General features: G+C 52.4%; 20 protein-coding genes and 1 riboswitch. Of the genes, 13 read left to right on the forward strand and 7 right to left on the reverse strand.

The genetic code is table 11. The annotated features are described in order from the left end of the window. The first annotated feature begins 110 nt into the window (after window positions 1-110). Together ccmA and ccmB are read left to right on the forward strand one after the other, a co-directional pair. Window positions 111-857, forward strand: a complete 747-nt coding sequence (gene ccmA / locus ABNV41_RS10240; protein ID WP_080986713.1) for a heme ABC exporter ATP-binding protein CcmA — start codon at window positions 111-113, stop codon at window positions 855-857. Then, window positions 854-1,522, forward strand: coding sequence for a heme exporter protein CcmB (gene ccmB, locus ABNV41_RS10245; RefSeq protein ID WP_003624591.1), 669 nt, complete (start codon window positions 854-856; stop codon window positions 1,520-1,522). The genes ccmA and ccmB overlap by 4 nt, the downstream gene beginning before the upstream one ends. Before the next feature lie 68 nt (window positions 1,523-1,590). Here the strand turns inward: ccmB and ABNV41_RS10250 are convergent, their stop codons facing one another. Then, window positions 1,591-2,379 (reverse strand): YfdX family protein, encoded by a 789-nt coding sequence (locus ABNV41_RS10250; protein WP_196332625.1) that lies wholly within the window; start codon window positions 2,377-2,379, stop codon window positions 1,591-1,593. Window positions 2,380-2,426: 47 nt separating this feature from the next. Further along, window positions 2,427-3,740, reverse strand: coding sequence for a type III PLP-dependent enzyme (locus ABNV41_RS10255; protein ID WP_196332590.1), 1,314 nt, complete (start codon window positions 3,738-3,740; stop codon window positions 2,427-2,429). A 272-nt stretch (window positions 3,741-4,012) separates the two neighbouring features. On the opposite strand from ABNV41_RS10255, the gene ABNV41_RS10260 reads away from it, so the two are divergent. Continuing rightward, window positions 4,013-4,993, forward strand: a complete 981-nt coding sequence (locus ABNV41_RS10260) for a YihY/virulence factor BrkB family protein (protein ID WP_230844589.1) — start codon at window positions 4,013-4,015, stop codon at window positions 4,991-4,993. A gap of 107 nt (window positions 4,994-5,100) precedes the next feature. Here the strand turns inward: ABNV41_RS10260 and ABNV41_RS10265 are convergent, their stop codons facing one another. Next, entirely contained in the window at window positions 5,101-5,652 is a 552-nt protein-coding gene (locus tag ABNV41_RS10265) for a septal ring lytic transglycosylase RlpA family protein (RefSeq protein ID WP_408735225.1), read from the reverse strand. A 302-nt stretch (window positions 5,653-5,954) separates the two neighbouring features. Here ABNV41_RS10265 and aroQ point away from each other — a divergent pair, with 302 nt between their 5' ends. The 3 genes from aroQ to accC are packed head-to-tail and all read left to right on the forward strand — an operon-like array spanning window position 5,955 to window position 8,223. Next, window positions 5,955-6,407 (forward strand): type II 3-dehydroquinate dehydratase, encoded by a 453-nt coding sequence (gene aroQ / locus ABNV41_RS10270; RefSeq protein WP_003626846.1) that lies wholly within the window; start codon window positions 5,955-5,957, stop codon window positions 6,405-6,407. Continuing rightward, complete coding sequence (accB, locus tag ABNV41_RS10275) at window positions 6,407-6,880, forward strand: acetyl-CoA carboxylase biotin carboxyl carrier protein (RefSeq protein WP_014457552.1); 474 nt, start codon at window positions 6,407-6,409, stop codon at window positions 6,878-6,880. Before aroQ ends, accB begins: the two co-directional genes overlap by 1 nt. Continuing rightward, window positions 6,880-8,223: an acetyl-CoA carboxylase biotin carboxylase subunit gene (gene accC, locus ABNV41_RS10280; RefSeq protein ID WP_050818682.1), complete on the forward strand. Its 1,344-nt coding sequence runs from the start codon at window positions 6,880-6,882 to the stop codon at window positions 8,221-8,223. The genes accB and accC overlap by 1 nt, the downstream gene beginning before the upstream one ends. Before the next feature lie 95 nt (window positions 8,224-8,318). Here the strand turns inward: accC and ABNV41_RS10285 are convergent, their stop codons facing one another. Next, complete coding sequence (locus tag ABNV41_RS10285; RefSeq protein ID WP_050818684.1) at window positions 8,319-9,806, reverse strand: sugar porter family MFS transporter; 1,488 nt, start codon at window positions 9,804-9,806, stop codon at window positions 8,319-8,321. A 411-nt stretch (window positions 9,807-10,217) separates the two neighbouring features. On the opposite strand from ABNV41_RS10285, the gene thiC reads away from it, so the two are divergent. After that, a complete protein-coding gene (thiC, locus tag ABNV41_RS10290; protein WP_050818685.1) occupies window positions 10,218-12,095 on the forward strand; it encodes a phosphomethylpyrimidine synthase ThiC in 1,878 nt (625 codons plus the stop codon). Window positions 12,096-12,171: 76 nt separating this feature from the next. On the opposite strand, the gene ABNV41_RS10295 is transcribed toward thiC, so the two are convergent. Then, window positions 12,172-12,702, reverse strand: coding sequence for a hypothetical protein (locus ABNV41_RS10295; protein ID WP_050818686.1), 531 nt, complete (start codon window positions 12,700-12,702; stop codon window positions 12,172-12,174). A 74-nt stretch (window positions 12,703-12,776) separates the two neighbouring features. Here ABNV41_RS10295 and ABNV41_RS10300 point away from each other — a divergent pair, with 74 nt between their 5' ends. The 4 genes from ABNV41_RS10300 to ABNV41_RS10315 all read left to right on the forward strand — a co-directional run bounded on the left by ABNV41_RS10300 (window position 12,777) and on the right by ABNV41_RS10315 (window position 16,291). Further along, window positions 12,777-13,136: a cupredoxin domain-containing protein gene (locus ABNV41_RS10300; protein WP_014457553.1), complete on the forward strand. Its 360-nt coding sequence runs from the start codon at window positions 12,777-12,779 to the stop codon at window positions 13,134-13,136. Between the two features lie 3 nt (window positions 13,137-13,139). Further along, window positions 13,140-13,961 (forward strand): FTR1 family protein, encoded by an 822-nt coding sequence (locus tag ABNV41_RS10305; RefSeq protein ID WP_050818687.1) that lies wholly within the window; start codon window positions 13,140-13,142, stop codon window positions 13,959-13,961. 33 nt (window positions 13,962-13,994) lie between these two features. Then, entirely contained in the window at window positions 13,995-14,546 is a 552-nt protein-coding gene (locus tag ABNV41_RS10310; protein ID WP_196332591.1) for an iron transporter, read from the forward strand. A gap of 164 nt (window positions 14,547-14,710) precedes the next feature. After that, window positions 14,711-16,291, forward strand: coding sequence for a carbohydrate porin (locus ABNV41_RS10315; protein WP_050818692.1), 1,581 nt, complete (start codon window positions 14,711-14,713; stop codon window positions 16,289-16,291). Between the two features lie 118 nt (window positions 16,292-16,409). On the opposite strand, the gene ABNV41_RS10320 is transcribed toward ABNV41_RS10315, so the two are convergent. After that, window positions 16,410-17,144: a CbtA family protein gene (locus ABNV41_RS10320; RefSeq protein ID WP_050818694.1), complete on the reverse strand. Its 735-nt coding sequence runs from the start codon at window positions 17,142-17,144 to the stop codon at window positions 16,410-16,412. Window positions 17,145-17,167: 23 nt separating this feature from the next. Next, window positions 17,168-17,386, reverse strand: a complete 219-nt coding sequence (locus ABNV41_RS10325; protein ID WP_050818696.1) for a CbtB-domain containing protein — start codon at window positions 17,384-17,386, stop codon at window positions 17,168-17,170. Between the two features lie 405 nt (window positions 17,387-17,791). Then, window positions 17,792-18,012: riboswitch (cobalamin riboswitch) on the reverse strand. Between the two features lie 117 nt (window positions 18,013-18,129). On the opposite strand from ABNV41_RS10325, the gene ABNV41_RS10330 reads away from it, so the two are divergent. After that, window positions 18,130-19,077: a LysR substrate-binding domain-containing protein gene (locus ABNV41_RS10330; RefSeq protein WP_050818698.1), complete on the forward strand. Its 948-nt coding sequence runs from the start codon at window positions 18,130-18,132 to the stop codon at window positions 19,075-19,077. 160 nt (window positions 19,078-19,237) lie between these two features. Next, window positions 19,238-20,524, forward strand: coding sequence for a 4-aminobutyrate--2-oxoglutarate transaminase (gene gabT / locus ABNV41_RS10335; RefSeq protein ID WP_050818700.1), 1,287 nt, complete (start codon window positions 19,238-19,240; stop codon window positions 20,522-20,524). The last annotated feature ends 298 nt before the right edge of the window (window positions 20,525-20,822 follow it).

A 20,822-nucleotide genomic window follows, 5' to 3' on the forward strand; every position in this document is an offset into this window, starting at 1 on the left:
GCCTGATCTGCCGGGCAACCGGCTTGATATCCCGTTGGGCCTAGAACATACCGGCAGTTGGAAAAGGCACAAGCCAGGGAGCGACCACGAGAACGCGAGCACCCCGGCTTTTGCGGCCTTGCACGGTAACAATAAGGAGAAGTGTTATCGCCGACAGTCCTTTCCCTGCCGGGCAATCTGCCCCAACCGGGCCTGAAACTGGTGCATTTCCGGCACTTTATGCTGAGGATCTTTGTGTTTTCCGTGGGGAAAGACTGGTGCTGGATGGCGTCAGCTTTCAGATGGAAGCCGGAGCCGCCATGCTGTTGACCGGCCCCAACGGCGCCGGAAAGTCCACTTTGCTGCGCGTTCTGGCGGGCCTGCGCAAACCCGATTCCGGCCAACTGCTCTGGCATGGCGAATCGATTTTTACTGATCGCGCAGCCCATGCCAGTAAAGTGGCTTATCTGGGGCATCAGGATGCGCTTAAGCCGGGGCTAACCGTAATAGAAAACCTCGCCCTGTTCGCGCGTGCAGGCCAAGGCGATATGCACGCAGCCCTTGAAGCCATGGATTTGTTGCCGCTTGCCAATCTGCCAGCCCGCCTGCTTTCTGCGGGGCAGAAACGGCGCACGGCACTTGCCCGTGTTCTGCTGGCCAACGCACCTTTATGGCTGCTGGATGAACCCAGCCTTGGCTTGGATGCCAATGCCATTACCCTTTTAGGGCAAGCTCTTACGGCACATAGGCAGCAAGGCGGGTTGGTTATTGCCACCACGCATGTGCCCCTGCCGCTAGAAAATGTGCAGCCTCTTACATTGCCGGGCGCGGGCGATTCGTCCGCTTCTCCCTTTTACCAGCAGGAAGATGACGCATGATCGGGCTGTTCTGGGCCATTGTTGGGCGTGACCTCCGCCTTGCCCTCCGGCATGGGGCAGACACAATGGGGGCCATCCTTTTCTTTATTGTCACAGCCACCCTGTTCCCGCTTGCGCTTGGCCCATCCCCTGAATTGCTGCGGCATATGGCACCGGGCATTATCTGGGTCTGCGCCTTACTGGCAGCTCTGCTCCCGCTAGATCGGCTATTTGGTGCGGAGCTTGAAGATGGATCTCTGGACCAACTTCTGCTTCTGGGCGTTCCGGCTTCTCTTGTAGCCTTGGCCAAAATAACCGCGCATTGGCTCACTACCGGCATCCCCTTGCTTCTGGCGGCTGTTCCACTGGCAACCATGCTGGGCCTGCCTGCGTCTGCCCTCCCTGTGCTTTTGACCGGGCTTTTCCTTGGGTCTGTTGTGCTGTCCCTTATTGGGGGAATGGGTGCATCTATTGTGCTGGGCGCACGACGCGGCGGGGTCCTCTTGCCGCTGCTCACGCTGCCGCTTGCAACACCTGCACTGATTTTTGGGGCAGCGGCGATTGATGCCGCATCCACTGGCCTACCATGGCAACCAGATTTAGAACTTCTGGCAGCATTTGTTGCTGGCGCCTTACCACTCTGCCCTCTGGCAGCCGGTGCAGGCCTGAGAGCCGCGGCAGAATAAACCTAGAGATTTATACACCTGCTGTTATGGCCCATTCAGGAGCCATAACAGCAGCATGTTGGGCAAAATTACTTAGATGTATTGCCAGATGCAGCCTGCTGATGGCTTACAGCCTGAATATCAACAGAGGCATAGCGCACTGAATTTTCTGCATCACGCAGCGCTTCGCTGGCTTTGTACGGATCATTTTTAATAAAGTCAGCAGCACGATTTACATCCTGCCGTGTCTGTTCCAACGGCACTGCAGCAATCACGTAATCTGCATCTACGCCAGAAACTTTCAGCACTTCAGAAGCACGGTCAGGGTCACCTGCGCGCAGGTGGCGGTTTGCCGCAGCAACAGCAGCGCTTTTTTCTGTTGTGGGTTCAACTGTTTCATCCAGAACCAGTTCGCCATCAATCGGCAACCAAGCTACTGGCGTAGTACTACCCGTACCTTTTTTAGCTGTCTGAGCCTGCTTGGTTTTTACTGGCATCAGTTCAGCTTCTGCCTTCTGGAAAGCTGTGTTGTCTGCCCGTGCCCGATCCAGCGCCTGCTGTGCGCTTGTAATCAGGGTTTTAGCCCCTTTGAGATCACCATCAAAAATGGCGCGGCGTGCCAGCATCAGTTCTTCAAACGCTGTGTTACCATCGTCTGAAAGGCGGCCGAAGTCCTGCGTTGCTGCGGCAGTTGCAGCATTTGTTGCAGGCACAGCAGCCGTAGATGCTGCCTGCTGTTGTGCCCATGCTGGCGCAACAGCCGTTGTTGCTGCCAGTAGAGCCCCCAACAGCATACCCGTTTTTTTCATGATTTCTCCCTTTCCGAACGCCATCCATAATGGCCTTGTTTGCGTTCTGATTGTTAAGCGAGAAAGCACGAAAGCAAAGGCAGGCAAACACAAGGCTGGCCTGCCCTCACATCGGATCAGATATAATGCTCGGTTAAGGGTGCAAAACCATTGAACCCCGTTGCACAGTAAGTGGAGACATAAGCACCCGCCCCCAGCAGATCGACCTGCTCTCCTGCGGCCAAGTCCAACGGCAGTTCGTAGTGCGTTTTCTCATACATGATATCCGCGCCATCACAGGTTGGCCCGGCCAACGCCACACGCCCTGTGGGAGACCCATCACGGCTGGTACGAATCGCGTAGCGGATGGATTCGTTTTCTGTTTCCGCCAAGCCACCAAACCGCCCGATATCCAGATACACCCAGCGCAGCCCATCCTTGCGCCCACGCGCACTGACAAGCACAACTTCCGAGCGCACCACGCCGGCTTCACCCACAATAAAGCGGCCGGGTTCCACCAGCATTTCTGGCAACGCATTGCCAAAGTGCTCTGTCATGGCGCGGAAAATAGCCGTGGTGAAATGATCAATCTCTGGCACGTCATCCCGGTAGCGGATAGGAAAACCGCCCCCCAGATTAACCATGCGCAAATCCAGACCAGCGGCGCTTAAGTCTGTAAACAGGGCCGCCGCACGGGCAATGGCAACCTCATAAGCTTCCGCAGAAAGCTGCTGACTACCCACATGGAAGGAGAGGCCATACGGGTCCAGCCCCAGTTCTCTGGCGGCCAGCATCAGTTCCTTGGCGGATTCCACTGTGGTGCCAAACTTGCGGGAAAGCGGCCATTCCGCCCCGTAATTATCTACCAGAAGGCGGCAGTAAACACGGCTTCCCGGCGCATGAGCGGCCAGTTTTTCCAGTTCTTCCCGGCAGTCAAAAACAAACATCCGCACACCGGCCTCATAAGCAGCACGGATAGCAGAAACTTTTTTGACCGTATTGCCAAAGGAAATGGCATCCGGGCTGGCACCTGCCTGCAAGCACAGGGAAACTTCTTCCCATGAAGCGGCATCAAAGCAGGAGCCAAGTTCAACCAGCCGCCGCAGAATAGGCTGCGCCGGGTTGGCTTTAACGGCATAGTAAATGCGAGCCTGCGGCAAAGCTTTGCCCAAAGCATGATAGCGGTCTGCCACTGCATCCACATCAAGAACAAGGCAAGGCGTTGCCGGCTTTTGCTCGGCGATAAAACGGGTGATTTTGGGATTCATATCCCCACTCCCCCAGATCAGGCTCCCCCGCCTGAACAGCGCGGAGAAGGACGTTGCGAAACGGTCTAACGGACCAGCGACCAAAGGCAGATGCACGAAACATCCCGATTGCCAGAACGCTTGACGTCGTTGCGTAACCTCAGAGGGCCAGTGGCACGTGCGTTGCTGCGTAGGGGCGTGCATATGAGGCCAAAGCGCAACAAGTGCAAGTCAAAAACACGCAAAAAATAAAAAAACATGGCACTTGGCCATTATGCCCGATAAGACAAGGCAAGCTTTATACACGGCATTTATGTCGTTTTTGGCAAACGCATGCAGTGTTAACTTTTTGTTCCTGCAAAAAAGTATGCCTCTTTACCTCACACCAGGTCGTTAGTGTTTGGTGTGCCGCTACAAGTTTATCGCTGGTGCCGCAGAAGGTACCTTTTACCTTAACGAAGGACGCTCCAATCCCGATGCAGGTTATCTGTCAGCCCGATACGCGCCCATCTGTGCACCCGGATTCCCCCACCCACACGATTCATGAAAATGTGCAGCCCAATTTTTCTCGCCCTTCTGAACTGGGGCGGAAAGATTGGAAGATCATTTTACAGCGCACCGTCAAAAGCCTTATTTCCGGCCCCACTACGCTGGTTGCCGCGGGCTGCGCATTTTATACCACGCTCTCTCTGTTCCCCGCCATCAGCTCCCTGATCTCCATTTACGGGCTGGCTTTTGATGTGCAGACCGTGGCGCCACAGATGGAAGTCTTGCGCAGCCTGCTGCCTCCCAATGCCTTCAATCTGCTGTATGATCGCGTGCAGACACTTGTAGCTGAGCCGCCATCCTCGCTCACATTCAACCTGATTATTTCGGTTAGTGTGGCATTGTGGTCTGCCTCTGCCGCAACGCGCTCCATTATTTCGGCTCTGAATATTGCGTATAATACACGGGAAAATCGTAATTTCTTTGTGTTCCAGATTACCGCCTTTGCCCTTACGCTCTCGGGCATTTTGGGGGCTGTGCTCACATTGGCGCTTATGGTGGCTATGCCCCTGCTGCTTAACCTGCCAGCATGGCTGCATATTCCCACCCCGCCCGGTTCCATTGAATTTATGGCCCGATGGAGCGGCCCGGTGGTGATGTTTACTTTCGAAACCCTAGCCCTTTCTGCGCTATACAGATTTGGCCCCAATCGGCACATCGCTACTCAATGGCGTTGGGTTCTGCCCGGTGCCTTATGTTCCACATTAACGTGGATTGCAGCATCGCTCGGCTTTTCCTACTACGTGGCACACATTGCCAGTTACAGCGCCACCTATGGGCCATTAGGCGCATTTATCGCCATCATGATGTGGTTTTTTGTAACCGCATGGGTTGTGCTGATGGGCGCCGAACTGAATGCTGAAATGGAAAGCTATGCCCGCGGCATTACACGGCAGCCTTTAGAAGTCTGACCTAATCAGCCTCTCAAAACTCATTAAAAAAAGGGGTGTTCCGATCGGAACACCCCTTTTTTAATTCACAGCAATCTGCTTCTCGTAAAAATTGGTTGCGCTATCTCTTAACGACGATGACGCGCCCTATGAAGGGTGCGACCCGTGTGCGGCGCCGTATTCTGCAAGGAAAGGGTATTATCCGCCAAACCACCATCATCTGGTGCAGAAGCCACTTCAACCGGAGCAGGCTCTACCCGCACATGGGCAATACCGCTGTTCAACATCCCCAGTTCCGCGGCTGCAGCTTTGGACACATCAATAATGCGCCCACGGCTATAAGGCCCACGATCATTGATTGTGACCACCACAGAGCGGCCTGTATCTTCTGAAACAACGCGGAGTTTACTACCTAGCGGAGCCGTAGGATGCGCGGCTGTCAGGCTACCCTTGTCAAACCGTTCACCCGAAGATGTGCGCCGGTTATGGAAACGCCCCCCATACCAACTGGCAACACCTTTCTGGAAAATGCGATGGGCCTGATTGGTATCAGAATCCGCAGTGGCGACTGTCTGTGCGCTACGCCCAGCCAAAGCACGGCGGACAGAATCTGCCCACGCTGTGCCGCCTTGCCCAGCCTCGGCTGCCTGAACAGCTGAAGCCGACAAAAGAGAAGACATAACAAACACACTTCCAAGAAGTGCCCGGCGCAGGGCTGACATCCGCCTGTTTACTCCATTTTCTGACATCGTTCTGTTCGCCAGAAGACCGTGTTCACGCTGTAAAAGCAATCTTTTTCGACCTTCGAGTTGCAAATACAGATTTATAGTCACTTATGTTCAACACGCTTATCGTGACAAAAATATGGCCTTAAAGCGCGTAGCTCCGCTGCATGCTTTTTTGCTAGAGTGCATTTTCCTGTCCCCCAGCCTGCCTCTTCTCTTGGATACGGGGCAGCATCGTGCTACGGCCCCTTCCTGTTATGGAAAGACCTCTTATTGCTGTGCTCAACGGCCCCAACCTGAATATGCTTGGCCAGCGCCAACCCGAAATATACGGGCGGGCAACGCTGGACGACGTGGAACAACTTTGCCTGCAAACAGCTGAGAAGCTGGGCCTGGCCATAGATTTCCGCCAGACCAACATTGAAGGTGAGCTGATTTCCTGGGTGCAGGACTGCCGCAAGCGGGCGCAGGGCATCATCATCAACCCGGCGGGCTATACGCATACGTCTATCGCTTTGCTGGATGCCCTGCTGACAACAGACTTGCCTGTGATTGAAGTTCATATCTCCAACATTCACCGCCGCGAGCCATTCCGCCATCATTCCTATGTCTCTCGCGCCGCTACAGGCGTTATCTGTGGGCTAGGCGTGGCGGGGTATTCTCTGGCATTGCAGGCAATGACCGATCTTATTCTGAATGAGGATGACTGATGAGCGGATTGCTCGTGGATGCGGAGGCCATTCGGGCTCTGGCTGAAATTCTGGCCGAAACAGGCCTGACTGAAATTGAAGTATCGGAAAAGGACAGCCGCATTCGCGTTGCCCGCATGCCTGCCCCTGTGCAGGCTGTGGCCGCAGCGCCGCAGGCTGTTGCTGCTCCGGCACCGGCTCCCGCCGCAGCCCCGGCTGAAGCCGCAGCACCTGCCGCTCCGGCAGATCTTTCCCGCCACCCCGGTGCTGTCAACAGCCCAATGGTGGGCGTGGCTTACCTGACGCCAGATCCGTCCTCCCCTCCTTTTGCAAGCGAAGGCCAGATTGTAACCGCCGGCCAGACCCTGATGCTGATTGAAGCCATGAAAACCTTCAACCAGATCAAGGCCCCCAAAGGTGGTACGCTCAAGGCCCTGCTGGTGGCTTCGGGCGACCCGGTGGAATACGGCCAGCCGCTTGCTATTATTGAGTAATGTTTTCCAAGATCCTTATCGCCAACCGAGGCGAAATTGCCCTTCGTATCCTGCGCGCCTGCCGGGAGCTAGGGATCAAGACCGTAGCGGTACATTCCACTGCGGATGAAGACGCCATGCACGTTCGGCTGGCAGATGAAGCTGTTTGCATCGGGCCGCCAGCCTCGCGCGATTCCTACCTGAATGTGGCTGCAATTCTTTCTGCAGCCACCATTACAGGGGCGGAAGCCATTCACCCCGGCTATGGTTTTCTTTCAGAAAATGCTGATTTTGCCGAAACGGTAGAAGCACATGGTCTGACCTTTATCGGCCCAACGGCGGAACATATCCGCATGATGGGGGATAAGATTACCGCCAAAACCACTATGCAGATGCTGGGCGTGCCCTTGGTGCCCGGTTCTGATGGTGAACTGACAAGCCTGGAAGAAGCCCGCGAAGTTGCTGACAAAGTCGGCTATCCGGTGCTGATCAAGGCTGCGGCTGGCGGTGGTGGCCGTGGCATGAAGGTGGCTCAAACGGCTGGCGATCTGGAAGACGCCTGGAAAATGGCCCGCGCCGAAGCACGCGCTGCTTTTGGCAACGATGCCGTTTATCTGGAAAAATACATGGATCGACCGCGCCATATTGAACTCCAGATTCTGGGGGACAATTACGGCAACGTGGTTCATTTTGGCGAGCGCGACTGCTCTCTCCAGCGCCGTCACCAGAAACTTCTGGAAGAAGCCGGTTCTCCGGCCCTAACAGCAGAACAGCGTGATGCCATTGGCCAGACAGCCACGCAGGCTCTCTCTAAAATGGGCTATCGCAACGCGGGCACGCTGGAGTTCCTGTATCAGGATGGGCAATTCTGCTTCATCGAAATGAACACACGCCTTCAGGTGGAACATCCAGTGACCGAAATGGTCTGCGATGTAGACTTGGTGCGTGAGCAGATTCGCTTGGCCGCTGGTGAGAAGCTTGGTTATACGCAGAAAGATATTTCATTTTCTGGCCACGCCATTGAATGCCGTATCAATGCGGAAGATCCAGACAGCTTTACCCCCTGCCCCGGCACGGTTGCTGTTTACCACCCACCCGGTGGCTTGGGTGTGCGTGTAGATAGCGCCCTTTACACTGGCTACCGTGTGCCGCCTTTTTACGACAGTATGATTGCCAAGCTGATCGTGCATGCCCCTACGCGTGAGCAGGCCATTGCCCGCATGCAGCGCGCTTTAGATGAGTTTGTGGTGGAAGGTATTAAAACCGTTATTCCGCTGCATCGCCGTATTCTGGAAGATCCTGAGTTCCAGAAGGGTGATTACACCATTCATTGGTTGGAACAGTTTACAGCCAAGCCACACTAAACTGTGGTTCGGCTCTTTTCTGGCAGCCATAAAAAACCCGGCACATCTTTCCAGATGTCGCCGGGTTTTTTACGCTCAGGAAGCAGAACAAGCCATTAGGCGTTGGGCATCACACCAACTGCTTCCTCTTCTTCCTCATCATAAGAACGAATGCGAGGATCCTGCCCAACACGCGGGCGGAACTCTCCGCGGCGCAGAGCGGTTTCAATATCTTCCAATGTTGCGCCAGCCGTTTCCGGCACACAGAAGTAAACAAACAATACCGAAGCAAGGTTAACCCCTGCATAAATCCACATGGTGCCACCCAGAGAGACTGTTTGCACCAGCGTAAGGGCTGTGGATGTTACCAGAAGGTCTGCCCCCCACAGCATGGCCGCATGTATGCTGGTTGCCGCAGCACGCATAGGCAGCGGGAACAGTTCAGCGCCCAACAGCCAACCCACAACCTGAATACCGCCAGAGTTAAACAGCATGAACAGCAGCAGGAAGGCCACAATCAGCCAACTTCCTACACTGCCCTGAGCGGGGTGCATGGCAAACACAATGCCCAAGCCAATAAGGCTGACAACAGAACCCGGCCCCATAATTAGCACCAAGCGCCGACGACCAATTTTATCTACAAACAGGCAGCCAAGCAGGGTCATGATGAGATAGACAAGCGCGATCCCTAAACTGGTCAGCAGCGCGGATGAATTTCCAAACCCAGCATCAGACAGGAAGGTAGGGGTATAGTAGATCATCATCTCCAACCCACCAGCCTGGGTGAAGAAAGCAATCCCTAATGCTGCTATCAGTGCAGGGCGCACCCAAGGCAGCATCAAGCCTTTCCAGCCGCGTTCATCTTCATCCAGATTTACAACATTGGCATGGATCTCATTGATCTCACGCTGAATGACCTTGCGGGAAGAACGCACGCGGCCCAGTTGCTCCACCGCAGATTCCAGCCCTTCATTTTCAGCAGTCCAGCGTGGGCTTTTGGGCAGGAAAAACATGCTGATGAAAACAAAGGCAGCAGGAATGGCGGCCACAGAAATCATGGGGCGCCAACCCCATTTTTCACGCATGGTAAAGCCAACCAGGTTGGCCAGAAAAATGCCGATCCCAATAGCCACGTTAAACAGCGTTACCAGATTGCCACGCTTACTAGCTGGAGCCAATTCCGAAATATATGTTGGAACCACCTGCGTGGCACCACCTACCGCACAGCCCAAAAACACGCGGGCAATAATCAGGCTGGTAAGATTAGGTGCGTAAGAACACGCTAATGCGCCAACAACAAAAACTGCGGTAACGACCATAACCGAAACACGGCGGCCAAAACGTTCTGACAGGTTGGCAATGCCCATGGCACCAATAACAGCACCCACCAGAATAGCTGATGTAACAATTTCCTCCTGACCAGAAGTCAGATGGAAATCTTTTGTAATAAGAAGAAGGGCGCCAGAAATAATACCGGTATCGTAGCCGTAAAGACCGCCGCAAATGGCAGAAACAAATGCTGCAATCCACAACACGTGCTTGGCATACGGAGAAATTTCGAGATTTTGTATAGCTTCTTGAGCTCGTTTCTTTTCAGATTTCATGTCGTGATTATGCCACAATCAGAAAATTATTGCATAGCTGACATAATTTTATTTATTATGTCACAAATAGGTTTTTATGCCTTACGCATTTTACCCTTACAAAACGCACGCATTCGTTTTTCGTTTCCCTTTGATTTTTCTTGACATAATTGCGCTTAAGGCTATCTGCTGTCCGATACCAAGGGGGGTTCCGGTAAGGAACTGAGAGGCCACTTTTTGCACGATTCTTTCGGGCACCGTGGCGACCCTGCCGCCAGAACATGATGTTTTGGTGGGGAACCTGATCCGGCTTATACCGGCGGAGGGACTGGTGCCTGAAAAGACAGTTATGTTCTTTCCGAACCTAGCCGCTCATACAAGCGGAGTCTTTTTCAGACCTGTCCTCCTCTCGGCAGAGGAGACGATAACGTCATGTCTTCAGTTGATTCCAAACAAAATGCGGCCCCTCCTATTGTAGGGGGCAACCCTAAACCCGCTAATACGGCTGCACCCGCTCCGGGGCATGTTACAACCGGTGCCATCCGTGGCTCATGCAAAGTTTATTCCAGCCCTGCCGATCGGCCGGACATGCGCGTACCTTTCCGCGAAATCATGCTGGAACCTTCCGCAAATGAACCACCTGTACGTGTGTATGATACGTCCGGCCCCTACACAGACAGCACTGTAGAAATTGACGTTAACAAAGGGCTGCCAAAAATTCGGGCATCGTGGTTGGCTGCACGCGGCTTTGAGCACATCAAACCACGCGACATTAAGCCAGAAGACAATGGCAATGCAGAAGGTAACTACCTTGTAGCACCCTGCCCTGCCCCACATACCGTGCTTAAAGGGCGAGAAGGCCAGCTTGTTACGCAGTATGAGTTCGCCAAGGCTGGCATTATTACTGACGAAATGATTTACGTGGCCCACCGCGAAAATCTGGGCCGCCAGAAGGCAGCGGATGATGCTGCCCAATGTCTGGAAGATGGTGAATCCTTTGGTGCCAATATTCCAGAATTCATCACGCCTGAATTTGTTCGTCAGGAAATTGCCCGCGGACGCGCCATTATTCCGGCAAACATCAACCACCCAGAGCTGGAACCCGTTATTATCGGGCGTAATTTTCTTGTAAAAATTAATGCCAATATCGGTAACTCCGCCATTACCTCATCTGCAGCAGAAGAAGTGGAAAAGCTTGTATGGTCCATCCGCTGGGGTGCGGATACCGTGATGGATCTTTCCACTGGCCGGAACATTCACAATATCCGTGACTGGATTTTACGAAACGCCCCCACACCTATCGGCACAGTGCCCCTGTATCAGGCTTTGGAAAAAGTGGGCGGAGATGTCAGCAAACTGAGCTGGGAAGTGTTCCGTGATACTCTGATTGAACAGGCAGAACAGGGAGTGGACTACTTTACCATTCATGCCGGTGTACGGTTGCAGCATGTGCCACTCACAGCCAACCGCGTTACAGGTATTGTTTCACGCGGCGGTTCCATCATGGCGAGCTGGTGCCTAAATGGTCACCGTGAAAGCTTCCTGTACGAACATTTTGAAGACATCTGCGACATCATGCGTGCCTATGATGTGTCCTTCTCTTTGGGCGATGGTCTGCGCCCCGGCAGTATTGCTGATGCGAATGACGCCGCACAGTTTGCCGAACTGGAAACCCTGGGTGAACTGACAGAGATTGCCTGGGCAAAAGGCTGCCAGGTCATGATTGAAGGCCCGGGCCATGTGCCCATGCACAAGATCAAGGCCAACATGGATAAGCAGCTAAAAGAATGTAAGGAGGCCCCCTTCTATACGCTTGGCCCGCTGACCACAGACATTGCACCAGGATACGACCACATTACATCCGCCATTGGCGCCGCCATGATCGGATGGTTTGGCACCTCCATGCTCTGCTACGTCACACCCAAGGAACATCTGGGCCTCCCAGACCGGAATGACGTGAAAACAGGCGTGATTACCTATCGCATTGCTGCACATGCCGCTGACCTTGCAAAAGGTCATCCATCTGCAAAATACCGGGATGATGCCCTAAGCCGCGCACGCTTCTCCTTTAGGTGGGAAGATCAGTTCAACCTGTCTTTGGACCCCGATACAGCCTGCGCGTATCATGATGAAACCATGCCGCGTGAAGCACATAAAAGTGCACATTTCTGCTCAATGTGCGGCCCCAAATTCTGTTCAATGCGTATCAGTCAGGATTTGAAAGAAGACGCCATACGCATTGCTGGCATGGAACAGAAAACCGAAGAGTTCCGGCAAGCTGGTGGCAAAGTTTATGTGCCCGCAGAGTAAGTTGCCAAATTGATACTAAAAAAGCCCCGGGCAAATATGTCCGGGGCTTTTTTTATACCGCAAAAAATCACTGTTATTAGAAATAGTGTCTTAAATAAACTTTCGGCACACCTTCACTATTCAGGCACGAAAACACAATAACAGCGGCCCATACCACACAGGATGCCACGCAAAATGCTTTTGTCCATTTTGGCAGCTCATTGTCACGTCCAGCCATAACTGGCCAGTAAATGGATTTGTGCCCAAACCACGCCAGAACACCAGCTACGGCCAGTGCGATAAGTTTGGGGGAAAGATATGCCCGATTGCCAATATGCACTGGATCATAAAAAAACAAAGCAAAGCCGGAGATCATAGCTAAAGCATAACTGATATGCAGTGGTTTCACCATAAACCGTGAAATACGTACCACTGTTGGCCGATCCAGATTTTGAATAACAGCAAGAATAAACAGAAATTCCAGACCAAAAAACGCTGCCATTGTAAGAATATGCACAATTCTTGCAAGGTAATGCACTGGCTGGAACCAGAAATGATAAGCCCGACTATCTAACGCCATAAGCACGGAGTTGGGCAGGCGTAGGAACGCCAAGGGATGAGATGACATAAGCGTTAGGCTCGCGGGTTATCTGGTGTGATTGACTTTGACAATGATTCGCACTAATCCAAACGGCATGACTGATGGAGTATCATACAATGAAACTGCTTGTAGCAGCCATTCCTCTGTTAGCAGGTGCATGGATATGTTTCCCTCAGCAGGCCCATTCTCAAACAGTTTTTCAGCTTACTGTCAAAGATCATCATTTCGAGCCTGATCATATCACCGTTCCAGCTGGTGAGCGATTCATGATCGAACTCAACAATCAGGACACGACAACTGATGAGTTCGAAAGCTACGATATGAAATTTGAAAAAATTGTTGTTCCACAAGGAACAATCAAAGTTCATGCCGGGCCTCTACACCCTGGAACCTATACTTTTTTTGATGATTACCATCCAGACGAGGCCAAGGGTACCGTTACAGCAGAAGAAAAGAAGTAAATTATGCTTGGAAGCCTGATTATTGTCTTTCGCGAGGTTATGGAAGCCGGGTTGATTGTTGGCATCGTGCTTGCAGCCACGCGGGGCATTCCGGGGCGCGGATGGTGGGTTTCCGGCGGCATTGGGGCGGGTGTTGTTGGCGCAGCCATTGTGGCCATGTTTGCGGGGCAACTCTCTCAGGCTTTTTCTGGCAACGGGCAGGATATCTTTTCTGCTTCTATCCTATGCATCGCTGTTCTTATGCTTTCTTGGCATGTTATCTGGATGGCAAGCCACGGTCGTGAGCTTGCTCAGGAAATGCGTAGTGTTGGTAAGGAAGTATCAGAAGGAAGCCGCTCCCTTTTCGCTTTGGCTACAGTTGTTGCCGTAGCTGTCTTGCGTGAAGGTATGGAAGTTGTGCTGTTCCTGTATGGTATTGCCGTATCCGCACATACCGGTTTTGTGCCCATGTTTACAGGCGGCCTGCTTGGTGTTGTGGGCGGAGCTGCACTTTCATGGGCGCTTTATAGAGGATTGATTATCATTCCTCTAAAACATCTTTTTGCAGTCACGAATGTTCTGGTCTCCTTTCTGGCTGCTGGCATGGCCAGTCAGGCCGCTGCCATCTTGGCGAATGATGATCTGATCCCCGCTCTGGGATACGATATCTGGGATACATCCTGGCTGCTGTCTGATGGTAGTATGCTTGGGCGTACGGCCAAAGTTCTGATTGGATACACAGACAGACCAATGGGCATTCAACTGCTTGTATGGATGCTGACACTTGCCGGACTGATTGTGGTTGAACGCTTTGTTCGCACACGTCCTCAATCCAGCGCTTCATAATCTGTCACAGGTGCGCAGAAAATATCTGCCACTGTGCCTTACAAAAACTTGAGGTGCAGACATATGAAATCCTATCTTTCAATTCTTTCCGCAGCATCGGTTCTTACCCTTGCCATTGCGCTTCCCGCTGCCGCGCGTGAATACCCGGTGGGTGGCCCCGTACATGCACATGACATGGAAATAGCTGCAAACTACCTGCTTGATGTAGACATGATGCCCATGACATCAGACATGGCCATGGGCAAGGATACCATCCATCTGGAAACAGATGTGCATGCTACAGCAGATAACCAGTGGGGCTTTCCCGATGGTGCATGGGTTCCCTACCTGAAGGTTGATTACACCCTTACCAAAAAGGGATCTGACTGGAAAAACCAGGGCACGCTGCACCCGATGACAGCAAAAGATGGTCCGCATTACGCCAATAACGTTAAAATGGATGGCCCCGGCAGCTATACGGTAGTGTTCAGCTATAGCTCACCAGAAGCCAATGGCTTCCTTCATCACACAGATAAAGAAACCGGCACACCCGGCTTTTGGCAGCCCTTTACGGAATCATTCACTTTCTCATACCCTGAGAAATAATAAGAAACTTCCAAAAGAGAGGGCTTTGCCCTCTCTTTTTAACACCCCTGCCCTGCGCTTATGAAGGTCGTATTCTAATTGCATTTTGAGATGCTCTAATTGAGAATGATTCTCCATTGCCGAATATCAATCATCCATACCTACCATCAGAGCAACCTGTGACCATGCAAAAACATCATAGATATAACAGAACATTTCTGAAATTTTTTTGTCTTTGCGCAACCATTCTCACAACCACACCTGTTTTAGCACATGCAGAAGAGACGCAGGTTGAGCAGGACCGTCGCCGGTTGGGCAATTCTGGGCCACTGATTGAGCAAATTGATCCGGCAACAGTGCGAGATTCCCAACGCGCAGCAGAAGCGGCAGCTACCGAGAAAAAGGGCGATGACACACCAGACATGAGCGACCACCTATTGGGTAATATGTGGGGCGCTCGGGACTGGATGGCCAAACACGGTATCAGCTTTGATATTCAGGAAGTGGATGAACTGTGGGGCAACGCCACAGGTGGTACAGCATCAGGGGCCGATGGCGCCAGTGGTTCGGGCACCGGCCCAGCCTATGACGGTGTAACCATGCCAACCTTGACGGTAGATTTGGAAAAACTGATTGGCCTGAAAGGCGGCACATTTAATGTCAGCGCCCTACAGTTGCGCGGGCGCTCCATCTCTCAGGATCATCTGGCCAACTTCAACCCGGTCAGTGGATTTGAGGCCGATCGTTCCACGCGCCTGTTCGAATTATGGTATCAGCAGTCTTTTCTGGACGGCAAACTGGATGTCAAAATCGGGCAACAGGATTTGGATACCGAGTTCCTGATCAGTGATTACGGGGCCTTATATCTGAACTCCAACTTTGGCTGGCCCATGGCACCTTCGGTGAACCTGTACGCAGGTGGACCATCTTGGCCCCTATCTTCTCCAGCTATCCGCATCCGCTACCGTCCGTCAGACAAGTTTACCTTCATGTTTGCGGCAGCAGATGACAACCCACCGGGCAACCGCAACAACTCCTTTGGCATCCAGAACGGTGGCAACAGCGCAGACCCGACCAATCAGAACACTCATGATGAGGATGGTGCCAACTTCAACATGGGCACCGGCGCACTGCTGATTACCGAATTGCAGTATGCTCTCAACCCTCAGCCTGATGACATGTCACATGTCACCAAAGATCCCGGCCTGCCAGGCATCTACAAGCTGGGTGGATATTACGATACGGCAAAATTCCCTGATTATCGCTACAACAATCAGGGGAAAGCTTTAGGTAGTGCGGCTGACACCACAGGTATTCCGCGGTGGGACCGGGGCAACTGGATGGTCTATGGTATTATTGACCAGATGATCTGGCGCCCTTCACTCCAATCTCCACAATCTGTAGGCATTTTTGCACGCGCCACAGGTAATGGTGGGGACCGAAACATGATCAGCTTTGCCATTGATGCGGGCATCAACCTTAAAGCCCCGTTCAAGGGACGCGATAATGATACGGTGGGCCTAGGCTGGGGCATTGGCCGTGCTTCTTCTGGCCAACGGCGGTATGACCGCAACTCTGGCGCACCTGTACAAGGCAATGAAAACCATCTGGAACTTACCTATCAGGCACAGGTCACCCCTTGGTGGGTCATGCAGCCAGACTTCCAGTATGTCTGGCATCCCTCTGGCGGTGTGACGGATTGGACGGGCAACCGTCTTGTCGGGAATGAAGCCATTTTCGGGCTCCATTCCAACATCACTTTCTAAAAATTATAAATAAAAAAGCATTCCCTTTCGGTTGCCATTCCATAAATGGGAAAAATGGCAACGTTAGGAAATGCTTTTTTATACACGCACAGTTTGTATAGAAGGCCGCTCGGAAAAATCAGACAGTCTTCCGCGCCACACCGTTTTCTGATGGCAGGCATTTTTCAGCCAAAGCGCCAAAAACCAGCCCCAATACAGACCACAAAACAATCTGCATTCCGATAGATGCTTCTCTAAAACGCCAAAGCACTACAGCAGGAAAATTGTCTGGCACTTCATTAAAATCTGGCAGACCAAATTGCACAGCGGCGACAAGCGCAATACCCAGAATAATGCTACATACAGCAGCGTTCCAATACCCGATTACGTTAGACAGTGCGCGCCCCACCAACAAACAAATCATGGAAATGGCAATAGAAAGGCCAACCATTGCAAAATACATTTCTGTCCTCAGTGCAATGGTCTCTTCCTGCCCAACTGCGGGTGGATTGGGTGGGTATTTTAAATCTGGTATCAGCACAAAGGTTAAAAACCCAACGCCAGACAGCAATAATGCCATAGCGCGTGGGCTTAATGTTGCAAGGCGCTGATAGGCGAATGCAAAAACAATAGCAAAAATACCGCCATATGCGGCACCGTACATCAGCACAGCAGTAAGTAAGCCCCAAGATGCCTGCACACCACGGCTTATCAGTTCAGGTTCTGGCGCGGCACCTGCAGCAGCATCCTGAGCGGCTTCAAACGCAATAGCCAAAGCGACCTGCGGTTCACCAAAAATTTTTGAAAATACAAAAGAAAGCAATGCAGCCAGAATGCCCGCGACCATGCCGCGGGCTAAAAGACGACCAACCATGAGTAAAACTTTCCTCTCGTGCCTTAGTGGCAGGGGAAACCAAGAAGATGGCGGCCATCATGCACAAACTCATGCACAGCATGCCCGGAAATCAGGGAAGTGGCGCCCTGCTCTGCACCTACAAAGTAGATCAGCAATGCAGAAACAATCAGGCCGAAAACAGCCCAAGGCAGAATGGCACGAACCGGAATGCTCTGGCCCGCTGCCGCAACCGGCATAGCTGTATGAACAGATGTGCTCATGATGTTGTATCCTTTTTAAATTTAAAGCCCGCCAGAGCAGGCACAAAAGAGTGTGAAACAGAACTTCATGGTTTGGTCGGCCCTCATCATAGAAGGACGAAGCCTAACAGCAAGGGCATTCCGAACACGCCTGCTGCTCTCCCACCTTGAGAAAAGCGGCACCCGAAAGGAACATCATTGCATGTGAGATACTTGCCTGCTCCATCCGTCAGATTCTCGCCAACCAGCAATCAACGGTGCAGAGCATACCAAAACCTCTTCCAAATTCTATTTGGAACACAAAGCATTGTTACACTTCACCACGCCGCGTGAAGACAAAAGCCCAAGATGTATTTAAGGAGAAATCTGCCGAGGGCAGAGGAGTAAACATCGCAAATCATCCATCTCCGGTTCCCTCGCCCGGCGATTAAACAAGACAACAACGGCAGGTCTCCTGACTCGCGGGTCATTGCGCATTACTCAGCCTTCCCGATGCGAACACCAGTGACTACCGCTTTATGCGGCTAAGGAGTAATAGACTCTCCGCCTACAGTTGCGAGGGCAGTTGCCGACTGGGTTCCAAAGCAGGAACCTCCGGCATTCCCTTTCAAACCCGCTTGCGCGGGACCGTTGTAAGATGGCGCAACCCTTACCTTATTTTTGCTTCATATTTCAATCTTTGCCTGATTATGCAGGTATAACTCTTGCCAGAGCCGCCATTTTAACCCACCTGTTTCTGCAGACTTTTCCCTGACTGGCGACTTATGGACCAACGATACCGCATTCCCCCTCTAGCCATGCTCAATGCCTTTACGGCGTTTGCACGCACAGGCGGTATCAGACGGGCCGCAGCAGAACTGCGCGTAGATCACGCAGCCATCAGCCGCCATATTCGGGATCTGGAAAATATTTTAGGCACACCTTTGCGGGATAAGGAAACAGGAACTCTTACATTAGCGGGTCACACTTATTATTCCCGCATCACCCCATTGCTGGAAGAACTGGCCACGGCCACGGCAGATATCCGCAACCACACGCCCCCCCTTACCATTACCTGCGCGCATGGTTTTGCGTACCATTGGTTGCTGCCGCGACTCTCCTCCTTTCGGCGCGCGCACCCTCAACTGGAAATCATGCTGCGCCCAGTAGATGCGAATACGGCTTTCCACGTTACGGGCGTGGAAACAGATAATCATGCTCATATCGGTTATGTGCGTGATGATGCCCCGTTAGCTGAACCCCGCAACACACGCAGCATGATTATTGCCCGGCCAGATGTTTTTCCGGTAGCTGCCCCCACATGTCTTACAGAACTGGGCGGGCAGCCCCGCACAACAGCAGATTTGCTCCGTGCACCCTTATTGCAGGAAGAAGATGAAGCCGAATGGAAACTCTGGTTTCACGCACAAAATGTAGCCTGCACAAAACTACCTGCCGCAACACGCCTGTGGCAGGCCCATATTACATTGGCGGCTGCCCGCGCCGGAGAAGGCATTGCTCTTGGCAATATCTTCCTGCTGGGAAATGACCTTGAAACAGGCCACCTTGTGCGGGTGCAGCCTACGCAAACCCCTTTGCGAGAAGTAGCCCTAGGGGCCTATCTTCTGCGCGCTTCTACTGCCACATGGGAGAAAAAATCTCTCATCACGTTCCGAAACTGGCTTTTGGAACAGGTGGAACTGGAAACGCAAAGTACACATACCCTCCCTTAAAATGCAGTTAAGCGCCTACGTAACGATATGAATGCGCTTAATTGCTGGTGACTTTTTATCACCACAGAGGCAACAAAAAATCTCCTCCCCCTCCCCCGCGAAACATTTTACGGAACAGAAACAACTTTGCCCGCAACATAGTTCCCGGGAGCCCATATTAATGGCCACGAATAAAGACCTTCTGAACCGCCGCACCAATGCTGTGCCACGCGGCGTTGCTACCTCCACCCCCGTTTTTGCAGACCGCGCAGAAAATGCCGAAATCTGGGATGTAGAAGGCAAGCGCTATGTTGACTTTGCAGGCGGCATTGCCGTTCTGAACGTTGGCCATCGCCACCCAAAAGTGATGGATGCTGTTAAAAAGCAGCTAGACCGTTTTACCCATACGGCTTTTCAGGTTTCTGCTTACGAGCCCTATATTGAACTGGCTGAAAAGCTGAATGCCCGCGCACCGTTTTCTGGCGATGCCAAAACCATTTTTTTCACCACGGGTGGTGAAGCTACAGAAAACGCCGTAAAAATTGCGCGTGCAGCAACTGGCCGCAATGGCGTGATTGCTTTCTGCGGCGGCTTCCATGGCCGCACACTGCTGGCTTCTGCGCTTACGGGTAAGGTTCTGCCTTACAAAGCACCCTTCGGCACATTGCCGGGCGAAGTTTACCACATCCCCTTCCCCGATGATCATGACATCACGGTGGAAGACAGCCTGAAGATGCTGAACTTCCTGTTTGCGGCTGATATCTCCCCCAACAATGTGGCTGCCATTATTATTGAGCCTGTGCAGGGTGAAGGCGGCTTCCGCGTTGCCCCTACTGCACTGCTCAAACACCTGCGCGCTATTTGCGACCAGCACGGCATTAAACTGATTGCAGATGAAGTGCAGAGCGGCTTTGCCCGTACTGGCAAGCTATTTGGTATTGAGCATTCTGGCGTAGAACCCGATCTGGTGTGCATTGCCAAATCTCTGGCAGGTGGTTTCCCGCTTTCCGGCGTGATTGGCCGTGCAGAACTGATGGATTCCGTGCCTCCGGGTGGCTTGGGTGGCACATATGCTGGCGCGCCGCTGGGCTGTGCTGCTGGCCTGGCCGTGCTGGACATTATTGAAGAAGAAAAGCTTCTGGACCGCGCCAACAGCATGGGTGAACGCCTGAAAGCCCGCATTGCAGGCTGGCACAAGCGCACAGATATGCTGCCTGTCAGCATGCCGCGTGGGCTGGGCGCAATGGTTGCCTTTGATATTCTGGAACATCATGCTGGTGTGGAACAGCGCAAAGGCTTTGGTTCCAAACTATGTGCCCGTGCCTGTGAAAAAGGCTTGATCCTTCTGGCCTGTGGTGTGCAGGGCGCTACCATCCGCATTCTGACACCGCTGACCGCATCTGATGAACTGGTTGATGAAGGCTTGGACATCATCGAACAGATTCTGCTGGAAGAAGCAAAAGCCTGATCTGCATTTTTCTGCAGTTATCAGCAAAAAGGCGGCCTTTCTTGGGGCCGCCTTTTTCTTTGCCTTGTCATATATTTTTAAAATCAGAATTCATTTCACCAAATATATCGTCATAGTCAGGCCATCATTCCTACTTACTCTTGAAAATAACGATCAAGAAAAACAGGAGGCCAGAATGACAGCATTTGGCGCGTATTGGCTGCAAATACAAAATTCTTTTCGCAAATTACTGCAAACTTTACACAATTTAAAAATGCGCAAAGCCGCACATATCAAACATTAAATACGCCATCCCTCC

Origin of the sequence: Acetobacter sp. A11-2 (assembly GCF_040208445.1) — a bacterium.
In the GTDB taxonomy this organism is placed as follows: Bacteria; Pseudomonadota; Alphaproteobacteria; order Acetobacterales; family Acetobacteraceae; genus Acetobacter; species Acetobacter oryzoeni.

Bases quoted from the DNA above. Each gene is read 5' to 3' on its own strand.
- ABNV41_RS10330 (WP_050818698.1), top strand. From the start codon at position 18,130: ATGGACCAACGATACCGCATTCCCCCTCTAGCCATGCTCAATGCCTTT.
- ABNV41_RS10265 (WP_408735225.1), bottom strand. From the start codon at position 5,652: ATGTCTTCTCTTTTGTCGGCTTCAGCTGTTCAGGCAGCCGAGGCTGGG.
- ABNV41_RS10255 (WP_196332590.1), bottom strand. From the start codon at position 3,740: ATGCACGCCCCTACGCAGCAACGCACGTGCCACTGGCCCTCTGAGGTT.
- ABNV41_RS10325 (WP_050818696.1), bottom strand. From the start codon at position 17,386: ATGAGCACATCTGTTCATACAGCTATGCCGGTTGCGGCAGCGGGCCAG.
- ABNV41_RS10295 (WP_050818686.1), bottom strand. From the start codon at position 12,702: ATGTCATCTCATCCCTTGGCGTTCCTACGCCTGCCCAACTCCGTGCTT.
- ABNV41_RS10285 (WP_050818684.1), bottom strand. From the start codon at position 9,806: ATGAAATCTGAAAAGAAACGAGCTCAAGAAGCTATACAAAATCTCGAA.
- ABNV41_RS10260 (WP_230844589.1), top strand. From the start codon at position 4,013: ATGCAGGTTATCTGTCAGCCCGATACGCGCCCATCTGTGCACCCGGAT.
- thiC (WP_050818685.1), top strand. From the start codon at position 10,218: ATGTCTTCAGTTGATTCCAAACAAAATGCGGCCCCTCCTATTGTAGGG.
- ABNV41_RS10300 (WP_014457553.1), top strand. From the start codon at position 12,777: ATGGAGTATCATACAATGAAACTGCTTGTAGCAGCCATTCCTCTGTTA.
- ccmB (WP_003624591.1), top strand. From the start codon at position 854: ATGATCGGGCTGTTCTGGGCCATTGTTGGGCGTGACCTCCGCCTTGCC.
- ABNV41_RS10305 (WP_050818687.1), top strand. From the start codon at position 13,140: ATGCTTGGAAGCCTGATTATTGTCTTTCGCGAGGTTATGGAAGCCGGG.
- accC (WP_050818682.1), top strand. From the start codon at position 6,880: ATGTTTTCCAAGATCCTTATCGCCAACCGAGGCGAAATTGCCCTTCGT.
- ABNV41_RS10315 (WP_050818692.1), top strand. From the start codon at position 14,711: ATGCAAAAACATCATAGATATAACAGAACATTTCTGAAATTTTTTTGT.
- accB (WP_014457552.1), top strand. From the start codon at position 6,407: ATGAGCGGATTGCTCGTGGATGCGGAGGCCATTCGGGCTCTGGCTGAA.
- ABNV41_RS10320 (WP_050818694.1), bottom strand. From the start codon at position 17,144: ATGGTTGGTCGTCTTTTAGCCCGCGGCATGGTCGCGGGCATTCTGGCT.
- gabT (WP_050818700.1), top strand. From the start codon at position 19,238: ATGGCCACGAATAAAGACCTTCTGAACCGCCGCACCAATGCTGTGCCA.
- aroQ (WP_003626846.1), top strand. From the start codon at position 5,955: ATGGAAAGACCTCTTATTGCTGTGCTCAACGGCCCCAACCTGAATATG.